Annotated in this window: 27 protein-coding genes and 1 pseudogene; 16 read left to right on the top strand and 12 right to left on the bottom strand. The window is 60.0% G+C overall.

Translation table 11 applies throughout. The annotated features are described in order from the left end of the window. Positions 1-65: 65 nt before the first annotated feature. Both NKI22_RS20165 and NKI22_RS20170 read right to left on the bottom strand, forming a co-directional pair. Positions 66-1,004, bottom strand: a complete 939-nt coding sequence (locus NKI22_RS20165) for an ABC transporter substrate-binding protein (RefSeq protein ID WP_352790407.1) — start codon at positions 1,002-1,004, stop codon at positions 66-68. A 116-nt stretch (positions 1,005-1,120) separates the two neighbouring features. Then, positions 1,121-1,732 carry a cupin domain-containing protein gene (locus NKI22_RS20170; protein ID WP_352859530.1) on the bottom strand — a complete coding sequence of 204 codons (612 nt, stop codon included), beginning with the start codon at positions 1,730-1,732 and terminating at the stop codon, positions 1,121-1,123. A gap of 147 nt (positions 1,733-1,879) precedes the next feature. On the opposite strand from NKI22_RS20170, the gene NKI22_RS20175 reads away from it, so the two are divergent. Continuing rightward, positions 1,880-2,041, top strand: coding sequence for a hypothetical protein (locus NKI22_RS20175; protein ID WP_352958747.1), 162 nt, complete (start codon positions 1,880-1,882; stop codon positions 2,039-2,041). A gap of 56 nt (positions 2,042-2,097) precedes the next feature. Here the strand turns inward: NKI22_RS20175 and NKI22_RS20180 are convergent, their stop codons facing one another. The 6 genes from NKI22_RS20180 to NKI22_RS20205 all read right to left on the bottom strand — a co-directional run bounded on the left by NKI22_RS20180 (position 2,098) and on the right by NKI22_RS20205 (position 9,799). Further along, complete coding sequence (locus NKI22_RS20180; protein ID WP_352958749.1) at positions 2,098-3,168, bottom strand: tetratricopeptide repeat protein; 1,071 nt, start codon at positions 3,166-3,168, stop codon at positions 2,098-2,100. A 1,018-nt stretch (positions 3,169-4,186) separates the two neighbouring features. Then, positions 4,187-4,615, bottom strand: a complete 429-nt coding sequence (locus NKI22_RS20185) for a YybH family protein (RefSeq protein ID WP_352452313.1) — start codon at positions 4,613-4,615, stop codon at positions 4,187-4,189. Positions 4,616-5,234: 619 nt separating this feature from the next. After that, positions 5,235-6,434 carry a mandelate racemase/muconate lactonizing enzyme family protein gene (locus tag NKI22_RS20190; RefSeq protein ID WP_352958751.1) on the bottom strand — a complete coding sequence of 400 codons (1,200 nt, stop codon included), beginning with the start codon at positions 6,432-6,434 and terminating at the stop codon, positions 5,235-5,237. A gap of 18 nt (positions 6,435-6,452) precedes the next feature. Continuing rightward, a complete protein-coding gene (locus tag NKI22_RS20195; RefSeq protein ID WP_352958753.1) occupies positions 6,453-7,814 on the bottom strand; it encodes a mandelate racemase/muconate lactonizing enzyme family protein in 1,362 nt (453 codons plus the stop codon). Between the two features lie 52 nt (positions 7,815-7,866). Beyond that, positions 7,867-9,033 (bottom strand): mandelate racemase/muconate lactonizing enzyme family protein, encoded by a 1,167-nt coding sequence (locus tag NKI22_RS20200; RefSeq protein ID WP_352958755.1) that lies wholly within the window; start codon positions 9,031-9,033, stop codon positions 7,867-7,869. A gap of 55 nt (positions 9,034-9,088) precedes the next feature. Continuing rightward, positions 9,089-9,799 carry a GntR family transcriptional regulator gene (locus NKI22_RS20205; protein WP_023721827.1) on the bottom strand — a complete coding sequence of 237 codons (711 nt, stop codon included), beginning with the start codon at positions 9,797-9,799 and terminating at the stop codon, positions 9,089-9,091. Between the two features lie 208 nt (positions 9,800-10,007). Here NKI22_RS20205 and NKI22_RS20210 point away from each other — a divergent pair, with 208 nt between their 5' ends. The 6 genes from NKI22_RS20210 to NKI22_RS20235 all read left to right on the top strand — a co-directional run bounded on the left by NKI22_RS20210 (position 10,008) and on the right by NKI22_RS20235 (position 16,488). Continuing rightward, a complete protein-coding gene (locus NKI22_RS20210; RefSeq protein WP_031194862.1) occupies positions 10,008-11,486 on the top strand; it encodes an ABC transporter substrate-binding protein in 1,479 nt (492 codons plus the stop codon). 78 nt (positions 11,487-11,564) lie between these two features. Next, positions 11,565-12,524, top strand: a complete 960-nt coding sequence (locus NKI22_RS20215) for a carbohydrate ABC transporter permease (RefSeq protein WP_352958757.1) — start codon at positions 11,565-11,567, stop codon at positions 12,522-12,524. After that, positions 12,521-13,411 carry a carbohydrate ABC transporter permease gene (locus NKI22_RS20220; protein WP_031194860.1) on the top strand — a complete coding sequence of 297 codons (891 nt, stop codon included), beginning with the start codon at positions 12,521-12,523 and terminating at the stop codon, positions 13,409-13,411. Before NKI22_RS20215 ends, NKI22_RS20220 begins: the two co-directional genes overlap by 4 nt. A 10-nt stretch (positions 13,412-13,421) precedes the next feature. Further along, complete coding sequence (locus NKI22_RS20225; protein WP_023721823.1) at positions 13,422-14,519, top strand: ABC transporter ATP-binding protein; 1,098 nt, start codon at positions 13,422-13,424, stop codon at positions 14,517-14,519. A 33-nt stretch (positions 14,520-14,552) separates the two neighbouring features. Continuing rightward, the gene (locus tag NKI22_RS20230; RefSeq protein WP_352718096.1) at positions 14,553-15,716 is read left to right on the top strand and encodes a mandelate racemase/muconate lactonizing enzyme family protein; all 1,164 of its coding nucleotides are present in this window, start codon (positions 14,553-14,555) and stop codon (positions 15,714-15,716) included. A 22-nt stretch (positions 15,717-15,738) separates the two neighbouring features. Beyond that, the gene (locus NKI22_RS20235; RefSeq protein WP_023721821.1) at positions 15,739-16,488 is read left to right on the top strand and encodes a ribonuclease activity regulator RraA; all 750 of its coding nucleotides are present in this window, start codon (positions 15,739-15,741) and stop codon (positions 16,486-16,488) included. Between the two features lie 458 nt (positions 16,489-16,946). Here NKI22_RS20235 and NKI22_RS20240 read toward each other — a convergent pair whose 3' ends face one another. Beyond that, positions 16,947-17,849: a LysR family transcriptional regulator gene (locus NKI22_RS20240; RefSeq protein WP_023721820.1), complete on the bottom strand. Its 903-nt coding sequence runs from the start codon at positions 17,847-17,849 to the stop codon at positions 16,947-16,949. Between the two features lie 120 nt (positions 17,850-17,969). Here NKI22_RS20240 and NKI22_RS20245 point away from each other — a divergent pair, with 120 nt between their 5' ends. Next, on the top strand, positions 17,970-18,863 hold the full coding sequence (locus NKI22_RS20245; protein WP_352483889.1) for an NmrA family NAD(P)-binding protein: 894 nt from the start codon (positions 17,970-17,972) through the stop codon (positions 18,861-18,863). Positions 18,864-18,909: 46 nt separating this feature from the next. Further along, positions 18,910-20,232, top strand: coding sequence for an MFS transporter (locus tag NKI22_RS20250; RefSeq protein ID WP_352958760.1), 1,323 nt, complete (start codon positions 18,910-18,912; stop codon positions 20,230-20,232). A 113-nt stretch (positions 20,233-20,345) separates the two neighbouring features. On the opposite strand, the gene NKI22_RS20255 is transcribed toward NKI22_RS20250, so the two are convergent. Next, on the bottom strand, positions 20,346-20,930 hold the full coding sequence (locus NKI22_RS20255) for a CGNR zinc finger domain-containing protein (protein WP_023721817.1): 585 nt from the start codon (positions 20,928-20,930) through the stop codon (positions 20,346-20,348). Between the two features lie 128 nt (positions 20,931-21,058). Between NKI22_RS20255 and NKI22_RS20260 the strand changes: the two genes are divergently transcribed. The 5 genes and pseudogenes from NKI22_RS20260 (at position 21,059) to NKI22_RS20280 (ending at position 22,979) form a co-directional block, all read left to right on the top strand. Further along, on the top strand, positions 21,059-21,445 hold the full coding sequence (locus tag NKI22_RS20260) for an alpha/beta fold hydrolase (protein ID WP_245278717.1): 387 nt from the start codon (positions 21,059-21,061) through the stop codon (positions 21,443-21,445). A 201-nt stretch (positions 21,446-21,646) separates the two neighbouring features. Next, positions 21,647-21,947, top strand: a pseudogene (locus tag NKI22_RS20265) (DUF1236 domain-containing protein). 154 nt (positions 21,948-22,101) lie between these two features. Further along, the gene (locus NKI22_RS20270; RefSeq protein ID WP_031194857.1) at positions 22,102-22,305 is read left to right on the top strand and encodes a CsbD family protein; all 204 of its coding nucleotides are present in this window, start codon (positions 22,102-22,104) and stop codon (positions 22,303-22,305) included. A gap of 200 nt (positions 22,306-22,505) precedes the next feature. After that, positions 22,506-22,736, top strand: a complete 231-nt coding sequence (locus tag NKI22_RS20275) for a hypothetical protein (protein ID WP_352496536.1) — start codon at positions 22,506-22,508, stop codon at positions 22,734-22,736. A gap of 84 nt (positions 22,737-22,820) precedes the next feature. Beyond that, positions 22,821-22,979, top strand: coding sequence for a KTSC domain-containing protein (locus tag NKI22_RS20280; RefSeq protein ID WP_023721813.1), 159 nt, complete (start codon positions 22,821-22,823; stop codon positions 22,977-22,979). A 38-nt stretch (positions 22,980-23,017) separates the two neighbouring features. Here the strand turns inward: NKI22_RS20280 and NKI22_RS20285 are convergent, their stop codons facing one another. Continuing rightward, positions 23,018-23,440, bottom strand: a complete 423-nt coding sequence (locus NKI22_RS20285) for a YidB family protein (RefSeq protein WP_023721812.1) — start codon at positions 23,438-23,440, stop codon at positions 23,018-23,020. A gap of 861 nt (positions 23,441-24,301) precedes the next feature. Between NKI22_RS20285 and NKI22_RS20290 the strand changes: the two genes are divergently transcribed. Next, positions 24,302-24,862 carry a DUF1003 domain-containing protein gene (locus NKI22_RS20290; RefSeq protein WP_023721810.1) on the top strand — a complete coding sequence of 187 codons (561 nt, stop codon included), beginning with the start codon at positions 24,302-24,304 and terminating at the stop codon, positions 24,860-24,862. Positions 24,863-25,177: 315 nt separating this feature from the next. Then, positions 25,178-25,447, top strand: a complete 270-nt coding sequence (locus NKI22_RS31490; protein WP_084643003.1) for a DUF736 family protein — start codon at positions 25,178-25,180, stop codon at positions 25,445-25,447. On the opposite strand, the gene NKI22_RS20300 is transcribed toward NKI22_RS31490, so the two are convergent. Further along, complete coding sequence (locus NKI22_RS20300; RefSeq protein WP_023721808.1) at positions 25,437-25,967, bottom strand: Ros/MucR family transcriptional regulator; 531 nt, start codon at positions 25,965-25,967, stop codon at positions 25,437-25,439. The two genes, NKI22_RS31490 and NKI22_RS20300, sit on opposite strands and share 11 nt — an antisense overlap. Positions 25,968-26,458 lie beyond the last annotated feature (491 nt).

The raw sequence follows: 26,458 nt of genomic DNA on the forward strand, positions 1-26,458 counted from the left end.
CACGCGATTGCCAGGTATCCGCGGCGCAGCTTCAGGCGGCGCCGCGGCTCGGTCGCCGACGCAGTTTACTTGAACATCGCGCGGTATTGGTCGACATTCTTCTTGGTCACGATCGTCACCGGGATATTGATGATCGGGTCGATTTTCTCGCCCTTCTTGAGCTTGCCCAACGCTTCGACCGCGGCCTTGCCTTCGCCTGCCGGATCCTGCTGCACGACCGCCACCACCCAGCCGTCGTCGATGCCCTGAACGGCCTGCTTGGTCAGATCCCAGCCGAACACCTTGACGTCGCCGGTGCGGCCCTGGCTGGTCACAGCCGAAACGGCGCCGAGCAAGGCGGGTTCGCCGGTTGCATAGAGCGAGTTCATGTCCGGATTGGCGGTCATCAGGTTTTCCGAAGCGCTCAACGCCGTCTCCTGAACGTTCTGGCCGTCGACCGTGTCCAGGAAGGTGACGGTCTGGCCGCTTTCGGTCACCGCCTTCTTGAACCCGTCGAGCCGCTGGTTCTGGATGAATGAATTGAGTGCGCCGACGATGCCGATCTTGGCCTTGCCGCCCATCTCGGTCTTAACATAGTCGGCGTAGAATTTGCCGATGTCCTCGCCGGCCTTGGTGTTGTCCACACCTATGAACGAAACGTTGTCGCCGTCGGGGATCTGCGCGTCGATGGCGATGACGGGAATGCCGGCCGCCTTGGCCGCAGTAATCGCGGGCTTGACGCCGTTGACGTCGATGGCGACCAGAATGATGCCGTCGACTTTCTGCGTGATGTAGTTCTCGATCGCGTCGTTCTGCGCGCTCGGCACATTGTTGGCGTTGAAAATAACCAGCTTGGCGCCGGCGGCGTCGGCTGCCTTCTGCGCGCCCTCGTTGATCTGGTTGAAGAACAGGGCCTGCTGGTTGATGTTGACGAGTGCGAACGTATCGGCAAGCGCCGATCCCATGGCTGCCGAGCCCATGGCAATGGCGGCGGCACAGCCGGCGAGAAGTTTGAACAGACGCATTTTCGGTTCCCCTTGCTTGCGGACCAGACCGGCTGGTTCCCGTTGGTGCTACAGGCACGAGGCAAGCATTCAAGAGACTTGAATATTTGTCAATCCAAATGAACGCTGAGCGTTGCTCAGAAAGTCGCCGGCGTGTTGACCCAGAAGATGCTGGCGCGTTCCTTGCCGATATTGCGGTAATGATGTGGCAGCTCCGACCTGAAAACGAAGGCGTCGCCGGTGGCGAGAGCATGTCGCTTGCCGTCGACGATCAGTTCGACCCGGCCGGCGAGGACGTAGCCGACTTCCTCGCCGGCATGCTGAATTGGACCTTCGCTCTCACCGTCTGCCTCGATGTGATGGATGTTGCATTGCAAGAGGTGGCCGGCCGAATACGGGATGATGCGTTCGAGTGAGATTCCCTCGCCGCGCCGTAACGCGTCGAGCGCGATCAACGGCCGCGCGCCCGCCCGGAACACGATCGCTTCGTCGTCGTCGACCTGCTCGAACATCCAGCCGATATTGGTGTCGAGAACCTCAACCAGACGGTGAAGCATGGGCAGGGACGGCGAAGCCTTGCCGTTCTCGATCTTGGACAGCAGGCTTTCCGAGCAATTCGCAGCCGCGGCCAGGCTCTTCAGCGTCATGCCGCGTGTCTGGCGGGCGAGGCGCAGCCGAGTTCCAAGTCTCGCGGCATTTACGGTGGCGTCCGTTTCCGACTCTGGCCGCCGTCGATCGATTTTATTCATCTGTTCGCCAACCATTCAACGGTCAAGGGCAACTATCGCGCGAGCAAAAGACCTCGGCCGACGATTTGCAAGTGCTGATGCGTCAAATTCGAGACTGCAGCCGACCTCCCGCATCTGGCGAATGCTAATCTCGCATGAATCGCGCTGATGACCCCGCGCCCAGTTGTCCTTATCGCATGGCTATCCATCGTGGCCGAAATCGCCAGCCGCTACCGCGTTGCGTCACGTGGCGAGTGGACCTGGAACAACAATGCCTGCAAGACGGCCACACAGCCAATCTACACAACCACGACCGTGCCGACACGATAAAATCTGGACTGTCACCGAATTCGCGGAGTCCGCCAGAAGTCACCCGCGGCAGCGCCCTATGGAGTTACGCCCAGGGCGCGCAGGCTCTTGGTAGCCGCGACGTACTCGATAAAATCCCTGGGGCAGTGGCGCACGGCTAGCCGGTAATGTCGCAAAGCCTTGTCGGCATTGCCCTTGAGCTGGTGGAATTCCGCCGCGTAGAAATTGGCCTCACACAGATTTCCGCGCCTCCTGCTCGGGACGAGATCGTCGGCCGCGGCCAAGGCTGCTTCGGGCGACTGCTCGCCAAGGAACATGCGAACCAACGGCGCCGGCCATCTGGTCATGTCCAACTTGCTGGCCACACGGCGCAAATGGCTGGCGCCGCCACCGCGCAGCTCGGCCAGATCCGCCCAGATCGCATAGTAGGCATTGTCGGGTGCAAGTGTCGCCGCCGTTGTAAGATCGGCTTGCGCTTTGGCCGGTTCCGGGCCGTAGAAATAGTAAATTCCCCTGCTTCCATAAGGGTTGACATAGGTCGGATCGAGCGTGATCGCCTGGCTGTAGTCAGCGACGGCGCGCTCTGCATCACCCTTTGCGCCCCAGGAGATGGCCCGGTTGTTGTAGGCGAACGGGTGTCGGGGGTTGAGTCTGATCGCCTCGTCGAAATCAGCGATGGCGCGGTCGAATTCCCCCATCCTGTTGAAGACGAAGCCGCGGTTGTTGTAGGCCTCCATATATGCCGGATCGAGCTCGATTGCGTGGCTGTAGTCGGCGATGGCGTGAGCGTCGTCGCCCTTGTGAGCCCAGTCGAGACCTCTGTTGTAAAAGGCCATGGCTTTCCCCGAGTCAAGCTCGATCGCCCGGTCGAAATCGCGGATAGCGCTGTCGTTCTTACCCTTCTCGAGCCACAGCAGCCCACGCTCGTTGTAGGCATCAGTGTCGTTCGGATCGAGAGCGATGGCGTTGTCGTAGTCCGCCATGGCCTGGTCATTGTCACCGCTGTCGATCCAGGCCATAGCCCGGTTGTGGTAAGCGATGGCGCGACTGCCCGGGCTTCGCGTCCTGTCCTCGATGATCCGCGTGCAGGCCGCGATCCGCTGTGAGCCTGCAGCGGCGCCACCGCAATCGTCGCCGTCCTCAGCCAAGGTCGGAGCGCCGAGCGCAAGCAGCAAAACGAGACCGGCCAGTACCCGATGTCCCGCTTGAATTGACCGTTCGATTGGCCGCCTGTCAAACATCATGTCAGCAGATTTCGGATCACTATTGCGGGTTGTTGGTCTCCTGCCAATTTGATCAAACAAATTCTGGTTCTGCGCAAGGCATCGCCGCTAAGAAGATGGGCTGATAAATATTGACTTGAGCTGATCGCGAGGTTGTGGGCTTGCTCGCGCTCGGGACCGCGCAGCCAAAGTGGGCCTGGACTAGGACGAAATCACGTAACTTGAGCTTCGACACTTCTAAAGAAAGTCCAACAGAATTAATGGCCTGGCACCTTGCGAAGGTGAATTGCGGAAGCGGAGCGTGGTATTTGCCTTAGCGCTTTAGAAGTATAGACACATCGACACGAGGTGCGAAGAAGCAACGCCAATACAGCTGATTGGTTACAACATATTTATTCTCGCAGATATGGTATTGTCCATCCGGGGATTCCTGTACACGGTCCCGTGGGATGGTGAAATTATGCGGCAAATAAGTGTACCCACCGTCTACCCTGGACCGCACCGAAGACCGAGGTACGGCGCGGCAATCCGAACCACCGCAGCACTTGAATTTGGTCTGCGGGTCAATCTTGTCTTCGTACCAATCATGGGCGTTAGCTGCTGTTGCGGCGGCGATACACATTGCCGTGAAGATGAGCCTTCGCATGGCATTCCTCAAATATCTGGCAGGCGCTGCTCGTTGGGGTTTCCATGTATATTAGCGTTCCATTGAAAACACCATTGGCCTCCGATCGAGTAACGCAGCTCCAGCCAGCGACGCTCGCAGCCGAAAGACCACGTTGGGTCAGGTCAGGACGACATTTGCGCCGAACAAAGGTCTGCTCTTGTCGCTCCGGTTCGAAAGCCGCCTGTCTGCTCTGCGCCTCACAAATCGACCGTTCACCTACTAACCCCTGCCGCGTGAAAGCCGACATCCCTATTGAGGACATTAGGCGTTCCGGAACTACGGCAAGAGATCCGTCACAGCGCGCCCACTTCCGTCCATAGCCATAGGGAAGCTGGCATGTTCGTGGATGATTTTCCAAGAACCGGCGACGCGCCTTAGCACGATGGTTCGCCGGCTCCAGGAGTCGACCTTTGTGCCATCGGTCTTAATGCCAGTCATGCGCGACAGCCCGAAGGCCACTGCAAGATCGCCGTCGATTATGAGCTGCGGGTCAGCCATGTGAACGGTGACACCGTTGCGCCACGTTGCAAACCAAGCATTTATCCCTTCGATGTCGCGTGCCTGTTCGCCTCGATAGGCAAGCGGCGGCGGCAGATCGAAAACCACGACATCCGGGTCCATGGCATCGACGTTGGCGCGGGCGTCCCCCTTGGCAGTTGCGTCTTCCTGGCCCCGGATGACAGACAAGACTTCCTTTTCAGACATATAGTTGCTCCTTCATTTTCTGGAACGACGAGGCCGGGGCGATCAATCCGACATCGACACGCCACCATTCGTGACAAACATGGCCGGTCCTAGCTGCTGTTGCATCGTGGTATCAAGAGTGATGAGCCCCTCATCTGCCGGACATCGCATCATCGGGGCTCTAGTGGCCCACCGCGAGTGCCAATACGACTAAGGGACCGACCAGTAAGATGGCTGGTCGAACGAGATCAACCGCGTTGAGTTGGGGCATGGCGGGTGGCGTCTTTAGTTCAAGCCGAGTTACCAACGCGGCATGAGAATTTCGATTATTGGCTTCACTCGTGCACCAGCATTATGCCGCGTGGTTCACGAGTTAGTCGGCGTGGATCGCCTCACTTCGACCCATGAAAAAGACAGTTTGGTGCGGTGGAAATCGGCCAATGCCGTTCGGCTAGGATTGGTGGCCCGTGACGCCGTGTGATGTGGGCCAATCCGACACATATGGCGCTTTCCAGTTCAACTTCCGCTATTCGCCCCATGTGTCCAAAAGCCGACAGTCCGCTGTCGGCCCGAAACGGTCATTCCGGTGCCAATTTGCGAGAATCAGTGCGCGTGTGCAGGGTGGCGCAAGAAGGACGGTTCAGTCGAAGAAGCCCGCATCCTCTTCCCCGAGATACTTCCTGGCTGCTTCGGCGTCGATATCGAGGCCCAGCCCCGGCGCTTCCAGCAGGTCCACCATGCTGTCCTTCACGATCTGCGACGGCAGGCCGATTACGAGATCCTCCCACCAGGGGTCGGAGGCGCTCGGGTATTCGAACGCGATGTAGTTGGCGGGCAGGGTGGCGCAGACATTGATCAGCGCGCCGAGGCCGAGAAGGCCGTTCGCGGTGCCGTGCGGTGCCATCAGGATCGAGTGCATATAGGCGTGCTCGGCGACCCATTTGAGCTCGGCAATGCCGCCAATATCGGCAGGATCGGGGCCGATGATGCGCACCGCCTGAGTTTCGATCAGCTCCTTGAAATTGTGCCGCAGATAGATCTGCTCGCCGGTATGGATTGGCGTCGAGGTGGAGGTGGTCAGCTCCCGATAGGCCTGCGGATTGACCCACGGCACATAGTCGCCGGTCAGCATGTCCTCGAGCCACATCAAATTGTACTTCTCGACCGCGCGCGCGAACTTGATCGCGTCGGGCAGCATCCAGCCCGGGCCGCAGTCGAGCGCCAGGCTGACCTTGTCGCCCAGCACTTCCTTCATCGCGATCACGCAGTCGAGCATGTGGTTGAAACCGCGCTCGCTGATCACGCCCTGATCCATGGCGCCGTGATAGCCGGCCTTCTTCTGCGTCACGCCGTAGTGAAAGCCCTCGATGGTGTCCTTCATGTCGGAGTGGAACGAGATTCCCTGCTTGATCATGAAGAAGTTCTGCGGCTGCTCCATCATCCATTTGACGTCAGCGGCGTAATCCTCCGGCCGGTCGCCCGTGCGTTTCTGGCGGATCGAGCCGTTATAGACGCGCACCTTGTCGCGCACCTTGCCGCCGAGCAGTTTGTAGGCCGGCACGCCTGCGGCCTTGCCGGCAATGTCCCACAGCGCATGCTCGATAGCGCTTACCGCCGCGCCATAGGGCTTGAAAGAGCCGCGTTGGCGGATCTTCAGCATCACCCGCTCGACGTCGGTCGGGTCCTCGCCGATCAGCGCCTCGCGGAAATGCAGGACCCAGGGCTTGAGATAGGTCTTGGTGAACTCGACTTCGCCCAGGCCATAGAGGCCCTCGTCGGTGACGATGCGGACGATGGGATGCCTGCCGATGACGGCGCAGCGGAGGTCGGTGATCTTCATGTTCGGTTGTTTTTCGCCTCAGCTCCAGGTGCGGTCCCAGGAATACTCGTCGTCCCAGTGATCCGTGGGCTGCCAGATGCCGGTGACACCCGGCTGCAGATGCTGCGAGATCACCTCGTCGACGACGTCGTCAATCCCCAGGCCAGGTTTGTCCGGAACAGTGATAAAGCCGTCCTTCACGAGCGGCTTGGAAACGCCGGCGACGATATCGTCCCACCAGTCGACGTCGGCAGAGTGGTATTCGAGCGCCATGAAGTTTTCGGTCGCGGTCGCGACATGTGCCGCGGCCATTGCGGCGATAGGACTTTCGGCCATATGGATGGCCATGGCGACGCCGTGATCCTGTGCCATGTCGCCGATCTTCTTGGTCTCCAGAATGCCCCCGCTGGTGAGCAGGTCTGGGTGGATAACGGAGAGGCCGCCGCTCTTGAGCAGAGGCTCGAAGCCCTCCTTAAGGTAGATGTCCTCGCCGGTGCAGATCGGCACCGTGGTGGCGGCCTGCAGTTGTCGGTACTGCTCGGTGTACTGCCATGGGATCACATCCTCGAGCCAGGCTGGCACGTATTTTTCAATCCGCCTCGCGAGGCGAATACCGTTCTGCAGTGAGATGTGGCCGACATGGTCGATGGCGAGCGGAACATCCATGCCGATAATTTCGCGAACCTCGGCAATGTACTGCTCAAGCAGGTCGAGGCCCTTGTCGGAAAAGTGGAGGCCAGTAAACGGGTGGGGGACATTATGCAAATCATACGCGGCATTGCGGGCGCGCCGCTCCTCCGTGGTCTTGACCGGGCCGCGGCCGGGGTGGACGCGGTACCCTTCAAGTGAGCCGGCAGGGGATACGACCGCACCGGGTACATCCGCGATCTGCATCAGCCCCAGATCCATCTTGAGGAAGGTGAAGCCAAGCGCCATGCGCTGCTTGAGGCGCTTGCCGGTCTCGGTGCCGCTCGGCACGGTCGCATCGGTATCGCAATAGAGGCGCACCTTCTCCCGAAACCGGCCGCCAAGCATCTGATAGATGGGCACGCCATAGGCCTTGCCGGCGAGATCCCACAACGCGATTTCGACCGCCGAGACGCCGCCGCCTTGCCGGCCGTGCCCACCGAACTGCTTGATCCGGCGAAACAGGCGGTCGATGTCGCAAGGGTTCTCGCCAAGCAGCCGGCTCTTCAGCATCAGCGCGTAGGTGGCGCTGGCGCCATCGCGCACTTCGCCAAGTCCGACGATGCCCTGATTGGTGTAAATCTTGAGCAGGGTTGAGGTGAACGGCGCGCCGACGATTTCGGCTACCCGCATGTCGGTGATGCGAAGCTGAGATGGCCTGGAGTTCGCGTTCACCCGATTGAGCGCCTCGTCGGCGCCACCTGTCTTTGCCATGACTTATCCTCGTTTTCGGCTTGTCGCCCCGTACCCTGGGCATAGAGTGTTGCTAGCCCAGCTCAATCTCGTGGGCCTGCAGATAGTCGCGGTCCATCTCAATACCGAGACCAGGCTTCGACGTCAGCTTGAGGCTGCCGTTCGAAATGTCGAGTGGTCTGTCGATCAGGTGATCGTATTTGCCCAGGTTCCACTCCGACGTTTCGAGTTTGTAGAAGTTGGGGACGGTCATCATCACCTGTGCTCCCGCAACCACATTGATCGGTCCCGCGGCGTCATGTGGCGAGACCGGGACGTAGTAGGCTTCGCATAGGGCAGAAATTTTCTTGAGTTCGGTAATGCCGCCGGTCCAGGTGACGTCGGGCATGATGTAGTCGGCGAGCTTGTTCTCAAGTACCGGCACGAAATCCCACTTCGTGTGGCCGCGCTCGCCCCACGAGATGGCGGTATTGACCTTCTCACGCACCTGCTTGAGGGCGTTAAGGCTCTCGGGCGGGCAGGGCTCCTCAAACCAGTCGATCTGACCGGCTTCCTCGAGGCTCCGACAGAGGCGAATGGCGGTGGGAACGTCGAAGCGGCCATGGGCATCGATGAGAATGTCGACATCGGGTCCCGCCGTTTCACGGATCAGAGCCGTGAGTTCGGCGGCTTCGCGCTCGTCCTTGCGGGTCATGCTGCCATCGAGGTAGCCGTCCCGCTGTTCGCGAGGCAGACCATCGGCGCTGCGACCCTGGTGCGGGTAAGGATCGAACTTGAGCGCAGTGTGTCCGGACTCGACAATGTCTAGAATTTCGCGGACCACGGCTTCCTTGCTCGTGAATTTGGCTTGGTTGGGATGGGTGTAGAGCGCGATTTCATCGCGTACTGGTCCGCCCAGCAGCTCGTAAATCGGCTTACCAAGGACTTTGCCCCGGATGTCCCAGAGGGCAATATCGATGGCGCTCACGCATTCGACGGCGGCGCCGCGGCTGCCCATGTAGGTGAAGCTGCGGAAGATCTTGTGCCAGAGATGCTCGATACGCGCTGGATCCTCGCCTGTCACGGCGACACCGATCTGCCGCAGGATCGTGCAGAGAGCGCGGTTGGCGAGCCTTGTGGTGGTGGTGATCTCTCCCCAGCCACTCACTCCCTTGTCGGTCGTCACTTCGACGAACAGGAACTCTCCCCAATAAGAAGCATCGGACTTGATCAGCCACGGCCGAATGCTCGTGATTTTCATCGCAACTACCTTTGTCTGAAAATGGTCAGCCTAACGATGTTCTGGACTGGATATTCTATCCGGCCCGAGCGGCGTTGCGCGCACGCATCTGTTCGAGAATATGCCGGCCCGAGCCCTCGACATGGCGGGAGACGAGTTCGGCCGCCTTGTCGGCCTCTCCCGCCTTTACGAGCGCGATGAGTTCGCGGTGCTCGCGCATGATCGCGGCACGTCGCGCCAGCGTGAAGTTGAAACGACGGCTCACGGCTCGCAGCACTTCGCGATGCTTCCACCAAAGCTCGGCGGCGTGGCGGTTATAGTGCCGCTGGTACATCACGGTGTGGAAAGCGGTATCCAGCTCACTGTGCCTGAATGTGTCGGCGAAGTTGTTCTCTTCAATCAGGCCTTGGAGACGTTCGAGTTCGGCAATGTCCTCGCCGGTAGCCATATTCACAAACCATCGTGTCAGGGCTGGCTCGATCAGAACACCGATCTCGTAGATATCCCGGACAAAATCCTGATCAATGGGTCGGACGCGTGCCCCGCGGTTGGCGACAAAGATGACAAAGCCTTCGCCGCGCAACAGCTGCAGGGCCTCGCGCACAGGATTGGTCGAGGTGCCGTGACGCCGGGCCAGATCGGTGACCACAAGCCGTTCGTTGGCGGCGAGCCGTCCCTCGATGATGTCTTCCCTGATCAATTCATAAAGCGAGGCGCCCTCGCTGGAGGCTCCGATGGGATCGGTGCCCACAGGTGGCATAGCTTTGAAATCGCTTATTTCGGCCAAGGCCGGCTCCCCAACTTAATACATACCTTGCCCGATATCACACACGGCTTTCGCAAACAATGTACGATCCTGCGCGTTGACAGGCAATCCATGATCTGAAAACGTACCAAGGGATCGGGAGGATACATTGAGCATCCTCGCGATCGAAACGAGCAAGGACCGCTTTGCCTTGGCGCAGGGCGGCATGGGAGAACCAGGGAGGATACCTATGACGAGGATTACGCTCGGCAGTGCGGTCCTGCGCGGCACTGTCGTCACTGCTTTGATGGCATCCCTGATGCCCACATCGGCGCTGGCTGCGCCACCGGTCGACCTCAGCAAGTGGTCGCCGGAATATGTGCGCTCCATCGCCGGCACACAGGATTTTGACACGGCGGCCGATTGCGCCAAGGTCACCCCGCTCGACTACAAGGGGCGGCTGACTTTCTGGTATCAGGGCGTGTTCGAGGGCGACCCCGACCTCCTGCGCCAGTACTACAAGGATTTCTTCGAGACCTTCCGCAAAACCTATCCGAACATCCAGCTCGAGGAACAAGCCCTCACCTATAACGACCTTCTCGACAAGTTCCGCACGGCGCTCCTGGGCAATGCCGCGCCGATGGCGGTCCGCCTGCAAATCCTGGGTGGTACCGAGTTCGCCTCAAAGGGCTATCTGGCGCCGCTCAAGCCAGAGGATGTGGGGTATTCGACCGAGGATTTCTGGCCCGGCGCCATGAAGGCCGTGACCTGGGAGGGCGTGACCTACGGCATTCCGACCAACAACGAGACGATGGCGTTCATCTGGAACGCCGACATCTTCAAGCGTGCGGGTCTCGATCCGGACAAGGCTCCGGCAACCTGGGAAGACGTCGTCAAATATTCCAAGCAGATCCACGACAAGCTCGGCATTGCCGGCTACGGCCTCGTGGCGCGCAAGAATGCCGGCAATACGCCGTACCGTTTCATGCCACAGCTGTGGGCCTATGGCGGCGGCGTCTTCGACGAAGCCACCGCGAATCCGACCTATGAGCAGGTCCAGCTCGATAGTCCCCAGAGCAAGGCGGCGCTGCAAGCCTCCTACGACATGTATGTTCGCGACAAGTCGGTTCCGGTTTCGGCGCTCACCAACCAGCAGGCCGATAACCAGCCCCTGTTCGTCGCCGGCCAGCTCGGCATGATGATCTCGCACCCGTCCGATTACAACGTCATGCTCGACCTGCAGAAAAAGGCGACGGGCACCGACAAGGACAAGGCGCAGACGGTCATCGACAATATGCGCTACGGCCTGATTCCAACTGGCCCCGACGGCAAGCGCGCCGTCGTGTTCGGCGGCTCGAACATTCACATCCTGAAGCCCGAATATGTCGAGGGCGGCAAGGTAGACGAGCCTGCTGCAAAGGCTATCATCTGCATGTGGACGAGCCCTGAATGGTCGCTGAAGATGGCCTACGCCGGATCAAACCCAGGCAACCTTAACGGCTTCAAGACCAAGTGGATGAAGGAACGTCTGGACAACATCAAGTTCCTCGATGTCACGACCTCGATGCTGCCATACGGCATTCCGTTCCCAGCGCTGCCGCAGGCCCCCGAGATCATGAACATCATCATCCCGGACATGCTGCAGAATGCCCTGACCGGAGCGATGACCGTCGACGAGGCGGCGGACGACGCGGCCAAGAAGGTAAAAGACGTGATGGGCGGACTCTAGTCCAAGCCTGACCTACGACCTGACCGGCTGCGCCGCTGGCGCAGCCGCCTCGTTCCGAAGAATAAGGGCACGCCACAAGTGACGATCGTGACCGGCAAGGCCGAGGCTCGCCGAAGATTGCAACCCGGTACAGCCGGCACGCTGCGGAAGATCTGGGAGCATCGCGCGGACTACGCGTATGTGCTCCCGGCGATCGCCGTGATGCTCATCGTCATCGCCTATCCGATCTACTACACGGTCGAGCTGTCGTTCTTTAAGACACCGCCTGGTCTGCAGCTCCGCGACAAGACCTTCATCGGCTTCGACAACTACACGACGATCCTCACCAGTCAGGTGTTCTGGAAGGTCACCTGGAACACACTGATCTGGACGCTGGGGTCCACTTTCATCTCCTTTGTCCTGGGGTTTGCAACGGCGCTGGCGCTCCACCGCGACTTCATCGGCCGTGGTGTCTTGCGCGCTATCCTGATCATCCCTTGGGTCATCAGTGCCGTCGCCGCCTCCTATATCTGGAAGTGGATCTACCATTCGGACTTCGGGATCATCGGCGCGGTGCTGGTCGGCCTCGGATTGGCCGACCGGCCGCCGAATTTTATCGACAATGTCAGCACGGTGCTGCCCTCCCTGATCGTCGTCAATATCTGGCGCGAGTTTCCGTTCGCCATGATTATGATGATGGCCGGCCTGCAGACAGTCCCCGACCAATTGCTGCGCGCCGGAAAAGTCGACGGTGCCAGTGCATGGCAGCGCTTTTGGCACGTCACCTTCCCGCACTTGCGCAACGTCTCGGTGGTGACGATGCTGCTGCTCGCAGTGGCCAACTTCAATTCCTTCATCATCCCCTGGATCATGACCGGCGGCGGGCCGTCGAACGCATCGCATATCTGGATAACCCACATTTATGAGCTCGCCTTCGGACGGCAGCGCTGGGGCGTGGCATCGGCCTATTCAGTGCTCCTGTTCCTCACACTGATGACACTGGGCTACTTCTACGTCCGTGCGCTAAGCGGCAACGAGCGGAAAGAGGGCAGCGCATGAGCACGATTGCCGAGACAGCCTCTCGAGCCCCGACCCGTCGCCGCATGCGCGTCGACGGTTGGCGGTGGGCCGGGCGCATATTCCTCGTGTTCATGCTGCTTTATACTGCGTTGCCGATGATCTGGATGCTGATCACCTCGATCAAGTCCGGATTCGCGGCGACGCAATTCCCGCCGCAATGGTGGCCGGACGAGCCTACCCTCGCCAGTTACCAGAAGCTGCTCGATCCGCAGAACAGCGTCGGCCAGGATTTCCTCCGCTTCTTCTGGAACAGCCTTTTCGTGTCGACGGTTACGACAATCCTTTCGGTGATCGTGGCTGTCCCTGCGGCCTACGCGTTTTCGCGCTTCAGTTTCCCCGGCCGGAATTTCCTGTTTTTTGCCGTGCTGCTGCGCAATATGTTCCCGGCGGTGATCTTTCTCGTGCCACTCTTCATCCTGATGCGCGCGATCGGGCTGGTGAACACGCACGGCTCGCTGATACTCACCTATCTCACCTTCGGCCTGCCGCTGGCGATCTGGCTGCTCAAGGGCTTTTATGACAACATCCCGGTGCAGCTGGAGCAGGCGGCGCGCATCGATGGCGCCACACGGTTCCAGGCCTTCATCATGATCGTGATGCCGCTCTCGACGCCGGGGATCATCGCCACCGCAATCTATTCCTTTATCGGCGCGTGGAACGAGTACATCTACGCCTACACCTTCCTCTCCAAGAACGAGCAGTTGACCCTTCCGGTTGGCATCCAGCGCTTCTTCTCGGAAAATACGACGGACTTTCCGGGCCTGATGGCGGCCAGCTTCATGATGAGCGTGCCCGTCGTGGTGCTGTTCCTGGTCCTGCAACGATACTTTGTACGCGCCCTTACAGAAGGCGCGGTCAAGCACTAGGGAGTTGCCGATGGCCCACGTGGTCCTCCAAGATCTCGTCAAGAGCTATGGCGGCTTCAAAGCTGTCAACCACGTCTCGCTGACGGTCAATGACGGCGAGTTCGTTGCGCTCGTCGGCCCTTCAGGCTGCGGCAAGACAACCACGCTCAATCTCGTCGCCGGGCTGACCCCGATCACATCGGGCGACATCATCATCGGCGAGCGGGTGGTCAACGACCTCGACCCCAAGGACCGGGATATCGCAATGGTGTTCCAGAACTACGCGCTCTACCCGCAGAAATCGGTCTACAAGAACCTGGCGTTCCCGCTTCAGATGCGCAAACTCCCTAGGGACGAGATCGACAAGAAGGTCAAGGAAGCGGCGCGAGTGCTCGACATGACGCATCTGCTCGAGCGCAAGCCGCGCGAACTTTCGGGCGGGCAGCAGCAGCGCGTGGCCCTTGGCCGTGCCCTCGTCCGCGACCCTGCGGTGTTCCTCATGGACGAGCCACTGTCTAACCTCGATGCCAAACTGCGCGTGCAGATGCGGTCGGAGATCAAGCGCTTCCACCAGGACCTCAAGGCGACGATCATCTATGTGACGCACGACCAGCTCGAGGCCGTGACCATGGCTGACAAGATGGCGGTGATGAATGGCGGCTACCTGCAGCAATACGATTCACCGGCGCAGGTCTTTGCCCATCCGGTGAACATGTTCGTCGCCAGCTTCATCGGCAGCCCGGCGATGAGCCTTATTCCGCTGGAGGCGTCGACGGCAAACGGAAACACGGTGTTGACCGGCGCCGAGGGCTGGCGCCTTGAGCTCTCGCCGCGCAATGCCCAGAAGGTCGTGAGAGCGACGACCATGAAAGTCGTGCTCGGCGCACGTCACTCGACGATCAAGCTCCACAAGAGCGCGGTCCCCGGTTCCATTCCGGCCAAGGCCTACACCGTGGAACCGACCGGAGACGTCACCTTCGTGCAGGCGTTCCTGTCCGGCGCCATCGTCAACGTCAGCGTGCCGCCGAACATTGCCGTCTCGCCCGACGAGCAGATCTGGCTCGAGTTCGACCAGGAGCGGATGCATCTGTTCGACGGCGAAACTGAAATGGCCCTCAAAGCCAACTGAGATAGGGCCGATGCGTGTGGAACGTGGGCGTGGATGACTGAGAAGCTTAAGATCACCGCGATCAAGCCCTATCCGGTTTGGGTAGGAATGCGCAACCAGATGCTCGTCAAGGTCGAGACCAACCAGGGCATCTTCGGCTGGGGCGAGAGCGGCTTGAGCGGTCGCGAGAGGGCCGTGGCCGGCGCGGTCGAGCACTATCGCGAGTTTCTCATCGGTCGCGACCCGATGCAGATCGGGCGGATCTGGCAGGAGGTTTACCGCAGCCAGTACTTCGAAGGCGGGCGAGTCCTGCAGGCGGCGATTTCCGCCATCGACATCGCCCTTCACGACATCAAGGGCAAGGCGCTGGGCGTGCCCGTCTACGAGCTGCTCGGCGGCAAGCAGCGCGACCGCGTCCCCACCTTCGCCTCGACCGGCGACGAGGCCGAGGGCGATGTTGCCATCGGACGGGCCCGCGAACTTCGCGCACAGGGGTGGCAGGCGATCCGCTTCTTCCCCTTCGGGCAAAACAGCAAGGACATCTTCGAGCCGCGCGAGTCCATCGGCGCTACCGCGGGTATGCTGAACAAGGCGCGCGAGGCGCTGGGCGACGACGCCGTTCTCGGCATCGACTATCACCATCGGCTGTCGGTGGCAGAGGCGGCGAGCTTCTGCAACAAGCTCGGCCGCGGCGTGCTTGATTTCCTCGAGGAGCCAATACGGGACGAGACGCCGGAGGCCTATGAATCGCTGCGCACGATGACCGATATCCCCTTTGCCATCGGCGAGGAATTTGCCAGCAAGTGGCAGTTCCTGCCCTACATCGAGCGCGGCATCCACCAGTTCAACCGGCTCGATGTTTGCAACGTCGGCGGGCTCACCGAGGCAATGAAAATCGCTGGCTGGAGCGAGGCGCACTATGTGGACCTGATGCCGCACAATCCGCTTGGTCCAGTGTGCACGGCCGCTACCGTGCATCTCGCCGCCGCAGTACCCAACTTCGCGTGGCTCGAGACCAGGGCGCCCGAAACAAAGCTGGGCTTCGACAGTTCCGACTTCTTCCCCGTGCAACCACGGCTCGACGGGACCGATTACCCGGTCGGCGATCTGCCGGGGCTCGGCGTCGAGGTCAACGAAGTGGCGGTCCAGGCGCAGAGTTTGCGTTTCTGGGAAGCGCCTCACCTTAAGCGCCGCGATGGTTCTGTTACGAACTGGTAGTTCCATTCATCCGGAGTCGACAATGACGCATACTTCCGACATCACGCGGCCGCCTAAAGACCTGATCGACGCGCTGAGGGAGATCGGCGCCGCGACGGTTGCCGGCACGCTTGGCCAAATGGGCTTCCGCAATCCGCACATGGTCGGTCCGGTGGCGCAAAACCATGGGAAGTCGATCGTCGGGCCGGCATTGACGCTGCAGTTCCTGCCGCAGCGGCCGGACCTGTTCACCGAGGGAGAATATGCCGATCCGGAGACCCAACTTCACCGGCACGTGCTCTACCACGCGCAGGAGGGCGATGTGGTCGTGGTCGACGCGCGCGGCGACATGAGCTCGGGTGTCTTTGGCGATATGATGTCGACTTATTTCAAGGGCAGGGGCGGGGCGGGTATCGTCATCGACGGGTGCATGCGCGACCGGCCCAATGTCGAAAAGCTCGATCTACCCCTATGGCTGCGCGGCTGGACGCCAAACTATCATGTGCAGACCAGCATCTATCCCAATGCCGTCAACGTTCCGATTGCCTGCGGCGGTGTCACGGTGATCCCCGGCGACATCATCGTCGCTGACGACGACGGCGTGGTGGTGCTTCCCGTCGTGATGGCCCCGAAGGTGATCGAAGAATCACAGAAGCATCACGATTGGGAGGAGTTTTCGCGAGCCAAGCTCATGGAGGGGGGCCCATTGCAACGCTACTATCCGCTGCATGACGATGCCCGCGGGGAGTACGAGGAGTGGCGCAAAGCAAATCGCTTGGAAAACCCGAGTTAGCGCATCAACTACCTCGTGGCGGGGCCGGGGAGTCGAGTTTCGTCGTCGGGCGCCCACTGCACTGCACTGAACGATCGAGACGGTCCGGCTCCCGCCATCTCGTGCGGGCACCAAGCGTTACACCATGCGGACCTCCAATGGCTAACCGGAAGCCTCATCAGCGCCTAGAAGCTGACGTAGCACCGGGCGTTCGGCAGCCGAGTTCCGCGACGATCGACGCCATTGGCGAAGGCGTGACGAAGCTTGTACGGGCTGCTGCAGAGTAACCTCATGTATCGCCAAGACACGCCAGGAGGCGGCTGCTGATCCTTCTCGCAGCGCGGATCACCTAGTCTCTAGGCGCGTCGAAACGCTTTTTCGGCGTCCGCCGGTACGAGGCACGATCAGCCTAGTCTAGTTCGAAAGAGCTCCTGAAGGCGACAAACGGCGGCAGGCTTAACAGAAAATCAGATGTCGGTTCAATTTCGCTCGCTGTCCCCAATGACTAGGTTCTGAACCAGGAAGTCGATGAAGACGCGCATCTTGGCAAGTGGAAGCCGGGTCGCTGGCCACACCACATGAATCGGGATCGGCGGTTGTTCGAACGCTGCCAGGATAACCTCAACCGCCCCGTCGTCTACCAGGTCTCTTACTTGCCAGAGTGGTACCCGACCGATGCCCAACCCCGCAGCGACCGCCGCATGGCTTGCGGCGGCATTGTCGACGTGAAATCGCGCACCCACATTGACGCTCAGCTGCTTGCCGGCTTCCAGGAATTGCCATTTTCCAGCATCGCGGTCGGTGTTGCGGAAGATGCACTGATGGTTCGCTAGCTCCTTCGGATGTTGTGGCCGCCCGTACGTGGCGAAATACGACGGAGCGCCGAAAATGACGAGACGCATCGCTCCAAGGCGCCGGGCCTTGAGATCGTAGTCGCGGAGTTCCCCGATGCGAACAGCAAGGTCGAGTTCATCTTCAATGAGATCGACGAATCGGTCCGACAGTTTGAGGTCGACCTCGATCCTCGGATAGCGCTCCATGAAGCGGGCCACGACGGGTACCAGGTAAGTAGGGCCGAAGAGCACCGGCGCTCCTACTCTTAGGAGTCCGAAAGGTTCGGCACTGCGCTTGCCGGCTTCGGCCTTTGCTTCGACAATCTCAGACAGTGCCGGTTTCACCCGTCGATAAAAGTCGTGGCCTGCCTCAGTCGTTTGCGTGTTGTGGGTGGTTCGGCGGACCAATTCGACGCCGACGCTGGTTTCAAGCGCGGCAAGCGACCGGCTGACAGATTGCAAGGAGCGGCTGAGGTGCCGCGCCGCGGCTGAGAGATTGCCGCGCTCCACGACAGCGAGAAACGCCTCAATGTCTCGAAATCCGCCCATGATGATCTCTCAAATTTAGAGAGACCATATCACATTTTCCGCGCCTACCATCCGAAAAGCGGAACTCGATATTTCACTCGATGGGGCAGGGACGCCACCTCGCTACGAAAGGAAGAACTCATGTCAGAACCCAAGAAACGAACTGTTCTGGTTGTCGGTGCGTCCGGCCGCAGCGGCGGCTTCGTCGCGGCCGAGCTTGCCCGGCGGGGCATAGCGGTGAGGGCGTTGGTCCGCAGTGAGTACGCTGCTGCGACGGCACGCGCGAGCGGAGCGACCGAAATTGCTTCAGGTGACCTTCGAGATCCGGAGAGCCTAAAGGCAGCGCTGAGAAACGTCGACGGAGTCTATCATGTCGGACCGCCGTTCGTGGCCGATGAAGCGGACCTAGGCATAACCATGGTCAAGGCCGCAAAGCGTGCCGGTATCCGCAAGTTCGTTTTCTCTTCAGTTATCCACCCGGCGAACGGACTTGCAAACCACGCAAGCAAGCTGCCCGTTGAGCAGGCCATTCTCCGCGCGAATTTGGATTACACCATCCTCTATCCGGCGACGCTGTTTCAGAACATGGCAGCTGCTTGGAAAGGCGTGGTGGAAACCGGCGTCTTTGCCGAGCCGTTTGCGAAAACGGCGCGCCTGGCGCGTGTCGACTACCGCGACGTCGCCGAAGTGGCGGCCGAGGCCCTGACGTCCGACCGGCTCGCCTACGGCTCTTTCGAGCTTGCGGCAGAAAGTATGCACGATCGCGTTGAAATTGCGGGGATGATGAGCGTCGCCCTTGGCCGGCCCGTGGAGGCAGCCGAGGTGACGTTCGAGCAATGGACCGCTGTCGCGAAGCCGCCCTTCCGGGGGGAGCAGCTTGCTCAGCTCGAACGGGTATTTCAGTCCTATTCCGACTTCGGTTCCGCCGGAAACAGCCTGACCTTGCGTGCCATCCTCGGACGCCAGCCCCGCACGTTGCATCAGTTTTTCGAGGAACTTGCTGCAGCGTCGCGCGGGGCGGCCGCGGCCGCCTGATCTCATCGACGCCTTCGGCCATTTTCTCGCAAAGAGGGTATCTCCGATGTCGGTCTCCCAATTGATCTTCCAACTCGTGCCACGGCGCAGACACGGAACGTCATCTCTCGATTACCTTGGCAGAAGCAATGCCTCTGCCACCGAGGGCCGCTTGGTCCCAGTTTTCACCGCCGCCATCGCCGCAATCGTATTGAGCCTCTATGCCTCTCAACCGTTGCTCGGCTTGATTGGGACTACATTCGAGGTTGGTCCGGAAATGGCGGGGTTGGTTCCGACCGTCACACTGCTTGGTTACGCAGCCGGACTGATCTTCCTGGTCCCGCTCATCGATCTGATGGAGAACCGTTGGCTTATCGGGCTGACACTTGTCCTCATGGTGCTTTCGCTGATTGCCAGCGCGCTTGCCCCAACGGCGGCACTTTTTCTTGTCGCCTCGACCTCCGTCGGCATCACCTCCACGGTCGCGCAGATGCTCGTTCCGGTCATCGCGAGACTGGCGGCGGAAAAAGATCGGGGCCGCATCGTGGGCACGGTGCAGAGCGGCATCGTGGTGGGCGTCCTCCTGTCGCGCCCGTCCGCAAGCCTGGCTGCCGAGTTTCTTGGATGGCGTGCATTCTATGGTATCATGGCCGTATTGGTTGCTGTGCTCGGCCTGATCCTTGCGCGCGTTGTCAAGGCTCATCGCCCGGCGACCGGTCTTCAGTACGGCGCTCTCATCGGATCGCTTTGGAAGCTGATCCGTGAAGAGCCATTGCTGCGCCGTCGCGTGCTTTATCAGTTCCTGCTGATGGCTGCCTTCAATATTTTCTGGACGGCGGTCGCCCTGAGGCTTGCTGAGCCACCATTCGGGCTCGACCAGATTGGCATTGCAGCCTTCGCACTGGTCGGCATACCCGCTGCGTTGATTGCGCCTTTCACGGGCCGGATCGCCGATCGAGGCTGGTCAGATGGCGCAACGCGATTTGCACACCTGTCGGCTTTCATCGGCGTCGTGCTCATCGGATTGCCAACTTCCGGCGGCTGGGGTCTCTGGGAGGCGGATCGCTTCCCCTGGCTGTCGCTCGCGGCGTTGGCCATTGGGGCGGTTCTGCTTAATCTCGGTACTGTCGCCGACCAGGTGCTCGGCCGCATCGCCATCAACACAGTCCGACCGGAGGCGCGCGGACGCATGAATGCGCTTTTCACCGGGTTGTTCTTCTTGGGTGGGTCGGCCGGCTCCAGTCTCGCTGGAGTATGCTGGGCCCAGGCCGGCTGGGCAGGCATCAGCGGTGCAAGCTTGGTCTTTGCCTTTGCTGCACTGATCGCCAGCTCTGCGAACTGGCATCCGGGGACACCTTCGGTGCCGGGGGAAACCTCAACAAACCTGTAACAAACGAATAGTCAGCTCGCGCCGAGCTCGCCGGTGGCACAACGACGCGCCATGATGTTTGAATCCGGAGCCCACAATATGCGACGAATGAGGCCATGGCGCGGGATGCGTTGTCATCTTACCTCGTACGATGCCACTTGGCCCCGATGGCGGGCTACCTTTTCGCGATTCCCGCAAACCCGCATATTGCACCAGCGACGTTTTCCGCCCCGTGAGATGTCTACGAAGAGCCACCCACATCGTGGGCACACGCGGAGCCTTGCGCGGGGTAGCGTAAAAAACGCCTCGATGGACAAGAACGCAAGGAATGCGGTCACCAAGGCTGGGTCTTCCCATTGATCAGACGCCAGAGCGAGCCGTGTCCCATCCCACGCGACTTGCTGGGCTCCCAACCTGTTTGCGGCGCGTGAGCATAAAAGACCAAGCGGTTGCGAGGGAGGCTCCAGATTTGAGGCGATCGCGTCGAAGAGCGCGTATGACGATTCCCGTATGTCACGAACTTCGTGGAGGAAGTGCCGATCCCGTATCTCGGCAACGGCCACTGCTTCCTGTTCGTCTGCCAACCCCGCGGCGAGCAACCACGTCCCGATATCGCGAGGGGAGTTGAAGAGTTCATTGTGCAGGGGCGGGTTTCGCCGGTCATACACGGCGTTCGAAAGGTCGAGGGCGGCGTGGCCGCCTATGAAGTGCTCTGGCACCCAGGCCGTGGGATCGCGCGACAGGGAACTTAACCTTTAATATTCCGTTACATGGTTACAAAACGTAACCGGATTGACCGATTTATCAGGTTTCTTCGCTCGCTGCAAACCAAAGACGGAAAACGGCCATGCTGAACGTTCATAAAGCCAAGCATCATACGGTCGAAGTGGACGGGGTGAACTTGTTCGATCGCGAGGCGGGGCGGCGCGATGCGCCCGGTGTCCTGCTGCTCCACGGCCAGCCCAGCTCATCGTACAGCTTCCGCGACGTCATCAACCCGCTGGCGGAAGTGGCACGGGTCGTCGCGCCCGATCTGCCCGGGTTCAGCTTCACGGAGGCGCCAGAAGACTATCCGTATACGTTGGAGGCCCTGGCGCAGACGATCGACCCGCTCAAGTCATGTGTATGTCGGGCCGGCGACGCTTCGTGCGCAGCAGCTGCCCTACATCCACACCGACGCCGACAAGCTCAGCTGGCGAAAAGAGGTGGGCGACAAGCTCGATCCAAAGGCTGACCCGCTGGCGGAGAAGCGAAAGGCGTTCTGGGACCGCATCGGCACCATGCCCCCGGCCCAAGAGATCAGCGAGCTTGAGGCCCTTGGATATGGCCCAGGCGAGGAGCGCTCCAACAAGTCCTTCTGCCCGTTTAGGTAAGTAGCCTCGCACGGAAGCATCAAGCACCGTAGCGGAAGGTTGCCTCGCTGGAGGATTGCTATATGGGAAAGCAACTTTTATCTGCTGCCACAGGAATCTTTCTATTCGTAGGTATCGGAACCGCCGCCGCTCAGGACGTCATCATTCAGCCTGAGCAAGACATGGTGATCCGGGAATATGTAAAGAAGAAGCCGATAGCATCCCTGAGCCTTCCCTGTGCTGAGCTCAACATTGGCACCGCTCTGCCCGACACAGTCAGAGCTTTACGAAGTGCCGGACGTTCAGTACCGCTATGTAGTTGCCGAGGGACGAACCGTCCTGGTTGATCCAGGTACCCGCAAAACTTTTAAGATCTACGACTGATTTTCTACCTGAAGCCCGCCGTGCCGAAAAGGTGCGGCGGGCTTTTTGCGTTCAGCCGATCCAAGCAACTGATCGGGAAGCCTTTCGTTTCGTAGAACCAAAACCGGTGACAATCGTTTCGTAACTATGGCGATCCCGCCTGATGGAGAAAACCATGGACTGGAACCGCGTGGAAGGAAACTGGAAGCAGGTCAAAGGCAAAGTTAAAGAACAGTGGGGCAAGCTCACTGATGACGATCTCGATCTAATTGCCGGAAAGCGTGACCAGCTCGAAGGCAAAATTCAGGAACGCTACGGCATCGAAAAGGACAGGGTCCGATCCGACGTCGATGACTGGTACAGCCGCCAATCATGGTAGCGGACGATGCGCCCGCCGCCGGCATACGGCGGCGGGCAGCCTCACGGAACGCGCGAGATGCCGCGTTTGGTTCCAAAGTCGCCAGGAGCTATGTCGGGTTCTTCATGCTTACTGCCATCAATACTTCCGGTACTCCGGCAAGCGACGAGGTCGATAGCTTCGTCATCCTGCCACCTTCAGGGGCTCGGTCCGAAGCGGTGTTGCGCGAGGTCGAAGCATTCCTGAAGGCCTGCTTCCCGGAATATGATTTTCTTGCAAACGGCTGCGGCACGCCGTTCGACGATGACTACCAAATCGTGCCAATCCGTTGCGTTTGCGGCGAGGAGCCGGGCACGTTGCGCTTGCTCGACTTTCCTGACCCGTCCATCATGATGGGCATCGCTGCCGCTCTGAAAAGTTTCAGGCCAGGGCAGCCGCCGGCGCTGAACTAGAGGGACGGTCGCGCCGCCGGGCTTCCTTTGCGCCCCGCCATCAAAGACGAGGAACGCGACGGCTTTTCCGCTCGTTGATCCTTTATGCCCTCTACCTCGATTCGCAAAACGGAGTACGATCCCGAGCGGAAGGTACTTTCGGTGTGGTTCGTGGCCAGCGGCAAGCGGTACGAGTTTGAGGGTGTTCCGCCAGAGACCTTTGCGGCATTCAAAGCCGCGTTCGCGAAGGGCCGCGAGCGATAGCGACCCGGGATGACCTGACATGTCGTGGCGAGGTGGCGCTAAGTGCGACCAGTCCTTGGGACCTCGTCCAGGAGACTTGGACCTTTGCTCGGTGGCAACTGGCCGTCGGGAGTGAGCTTGTCCACTGCGTCAGGGAGTTCTCTTGTGAGCCGATCGAGAAGCTCGTCATGGGACAATCCGGTCTGCTCGGCCAGATCGTTCAACGTTTGCGGGTCGATTGCTTTTTCAACCTGCTCCCGCTGAACGGGTCGGTTTGATCCTTTACTTACCCACGAATCAACCTGGTCGCCGGCACCTGCATTCCTGAGGCGGTCCAGGATGTCGCCGAGGCCGCCGGGCGAGCCGGCACTATTGGGATCTGTCGATCTCTTTCCCGCGATCAGCTCGCCGATCTTGTCCTTGTTCTTGTAGGCAAGCAGGCCAAGCAACGCTATGGCGACCTTTCCTATGTCAAGGCTCATTTGTCGTCTCCTTCATCCAAAAGGGACAAGGCATGCGGCTCTGAAAGGTTCCGCCGGGTCGGATCTCCCACCGGAATTCCGGGCCAGCCTCGCACATGTTGTATATTAGCATCTGCGGAACTTTCGGCCCTTTCGCGTGTTGGTGCCTGTACTCCGGCCAGACAGCAAATTGTGATCAGCTGTTGGTTGCACTTGGCCCGTCGGCTTCGGTCGGCGGGCTTTTGTTGTCTTGGGCAGAACCCCCGCCTGCGACGATGGTTCGATCAAGCAGCACCGTGCCGCCAGCCGCATAACGGTTCGTTAGGCATGTTGAGGCGGTGATGGGACTATCTCCAAACGTTCCATCGACCGTCTTCCAAGCGCTCGGTAGGCGGGCAGGCATGCATCATCTCCCAATGGGTGTCGCCCTCGCCATTTCGCTTGCATTCGGTATAGTCGTGACGGCGGTTGCCGGGAAGGATCAGTCGGAAGGCTGCAGCACGTGGTGCTCATCGGTCCTGGGCGATGTTCCCATGAGGGGCACGCGTCACGATGTAGAGGCGGAACCGGACATCGGGCACTCCGAGCCCTAAACAGAGGGCCGTAGCACCCCCTGGACGACCGCGGTGCGCTGAGCCTCGATGCCCAGTCCCGAGCGGCCTTACCGCCGCGTGGAGACACCACTGCGCTCGGCAACTTGACCTCCCCAAGGGTGCGCAAACTGCAAACCACCGTTTGGTGGCGCCAAGCGTCTAAGACCCCGGGCCCCGGTAAAAAGCGGAGCCAATGATTAGATGGCTCTAGTCGGGAACAAAGTCGAATATCCATGATTTTGTACGTTGCCCTGAGTGGCAGTACCGATAGCTATCCAACGGGTGTTCCATGGATTCTCCAACGTTGCCTCCGCCACCTCCGACTGAACTCAGCCAAACACTGAAACGCAATATCCAAGCGATTGAGGAGCGCCGGGCGAAGGAAGCAAGCGATGCAACTTTGGAAGAGAAAATCGCTGAGGCGATTACTTCTTTTACGGGCAGTATGCGTTTCGTGTACCTTCACTTGGCCGTGTATGGCGGCTGGATCGTCTTGAACTTGGGCTGGATACCGATCACTCCGCCATTTGATCCGACATTCGTGATATTGGCTATGGTAGCTTCCGTCGAGGCCATATTCCTCTCGACCTTTGTACTGATCAGCCAAAACCGGATGTCAGTTGCCGCAGATAAACGGGCGGATCTGGACCTTCAGGTGAGCCTGCTAACGGAGCACGAACTCACAAAGCTTACTGAACTTGTCGATTCAATTGCGGATCGGTTGAGTGTAAAACCAGCCTTAAGCGATATAGAAGTCGGCGAGATTAAGAGAGACATTGCGCCAGAAGCAGTACTGGACGAGATCGAATCGAAGCAGCGGGAGACTGCGAAGAAGCTGGACCAGCGCTGAAGGTGGTGACGAAGGTCACTGATGTGTCTCCCTCTAGCTCATGGATCGACGTCTCCTTCCGGCGCGCCCTGGTCTTCAGCCAGAAGATTGCTTCAGTGACGGCCCTCGACCTTCACCGCTCGCCTTGCGGTATAGGTTCTCGGCGACCCGTGCGTCGGCCTTGATGGCGCCGCTCTCGAGCTTATGGGCATAGGTCGCCTTAAACCTGCTCGTCTGTGGCGAGCACGCAGGCAATGTCGCCCGTGCTAAGCCCGAAGCCGGCCAGCGCCTCCACCCTACCCGCGAGGTTCATCTGAGCGGGCCGGAAGCAGGTCAATCAGAACGAGCGCGTCGGCACCGCATGGAAGACGTCGCGAAAGCCGCGAATATCACTCGGTCAAGCTCGACGATCCAAGCTTTCCTGCTCCGATTTATGCAAGCGTGGTCGATACCCAGACAAAAAACGAGTTCTCGCTCATCATTTTCCCGCCGCGCCGCAGAGTGATCCGCCCCAACACGGAGCCCCGTCGCAAAAGGCGGGCTTCGCCACGTTCAGGTACGACACTGCTTGGAGCTCCTTATCGGGTGCAGCACGCTACGCTTTGACGAGTGCCTTGCGCGCCTTCTTCACCGGCGACTTGACGGCCGTTGCGGTTGTTGTCGCCGCCGCGGCGCGAGCAGCTCGTTTTGGTTTTTCTGCCGCTGCTGGTGCGGGCGCCGCCTTGCGCCCGAGCCCAATTGATTTCGCAAGAGCCGAGCGGGTGGCTGCGTAGTTCGGCGCCACCATCGGATAGTCGGACGGCAGGCTCCATTTCTGGCGGTACGCGTCGGGCGTTAAATTGTAATGAACTCCGATGTGCCTCTTGAGGGATTTGAACTTCTTCCCGTCTTCCAGGCAGATGATGAAATCAGGTGACACTGATTTCTTGATCGACACCGCCGGCTCCAGCTTGACTGCGGCCGGAACGACAGGCGTGCCGATCCCTTGCAAAGCAACATAGGTGTCCCCAATCAGCTTCGACAACTCGCCGACCGGCAAGGGATTGTTCGACACGTAGGCGGAAACGATGTCGGCCGTAATTGATGTGAGATCAGCCTGGTTGTTTCGGTCCGGAGAAACGTTCATCGAGTTTTCCTCTTGTCTAATGGCACGCGTTGAAACGGATGAGCTGTTTATTTCGGAATCAGGCAAACAATTCGTCGTTTCCGCCAACAAACCTCATTCGTTGCAAATATCAACCGGCACGCTTCGCTTTCATCAGCTCCAGACAAGGTTGGGAGGCGCTCGAGGTCGGCAGCCTGCTGATGAAGCAATGCAACAGCAGCTTATTCGGCGGGGTCGAGGTCCGACACAATGCCACCGATCGGCAGCGGCAGGAACGAGGCCCAGATCACTGGGCCCGCTGTCTGAGAAGTGCCAGGTCAGCGTCCCATTGACGTCGAAGGCTACAGCCGGACCGGTCTGCGCGACACGCCATGAGCCCGCGGAAGCAGCGGCGATGATATCGCCGAACTCTCGCGCCCTCGGCATCGCCAGGCAGACATCCCCGGCTGTTCGGGTGCCTCGGCGCTTCAGAACGGCCATCCAGCATCCGGAGTTGGTGCGCAATCTGATCG

Origin of the sequence: Mesorhizobium sp. M0778, from assembly GCF_040320105.1 — a bacterium.
GTDB lineage: Bacteria > Pseudomonadota > Alphaproteobacteria > Rhizobiales > Rhizobiaceae > Mesorhizobium.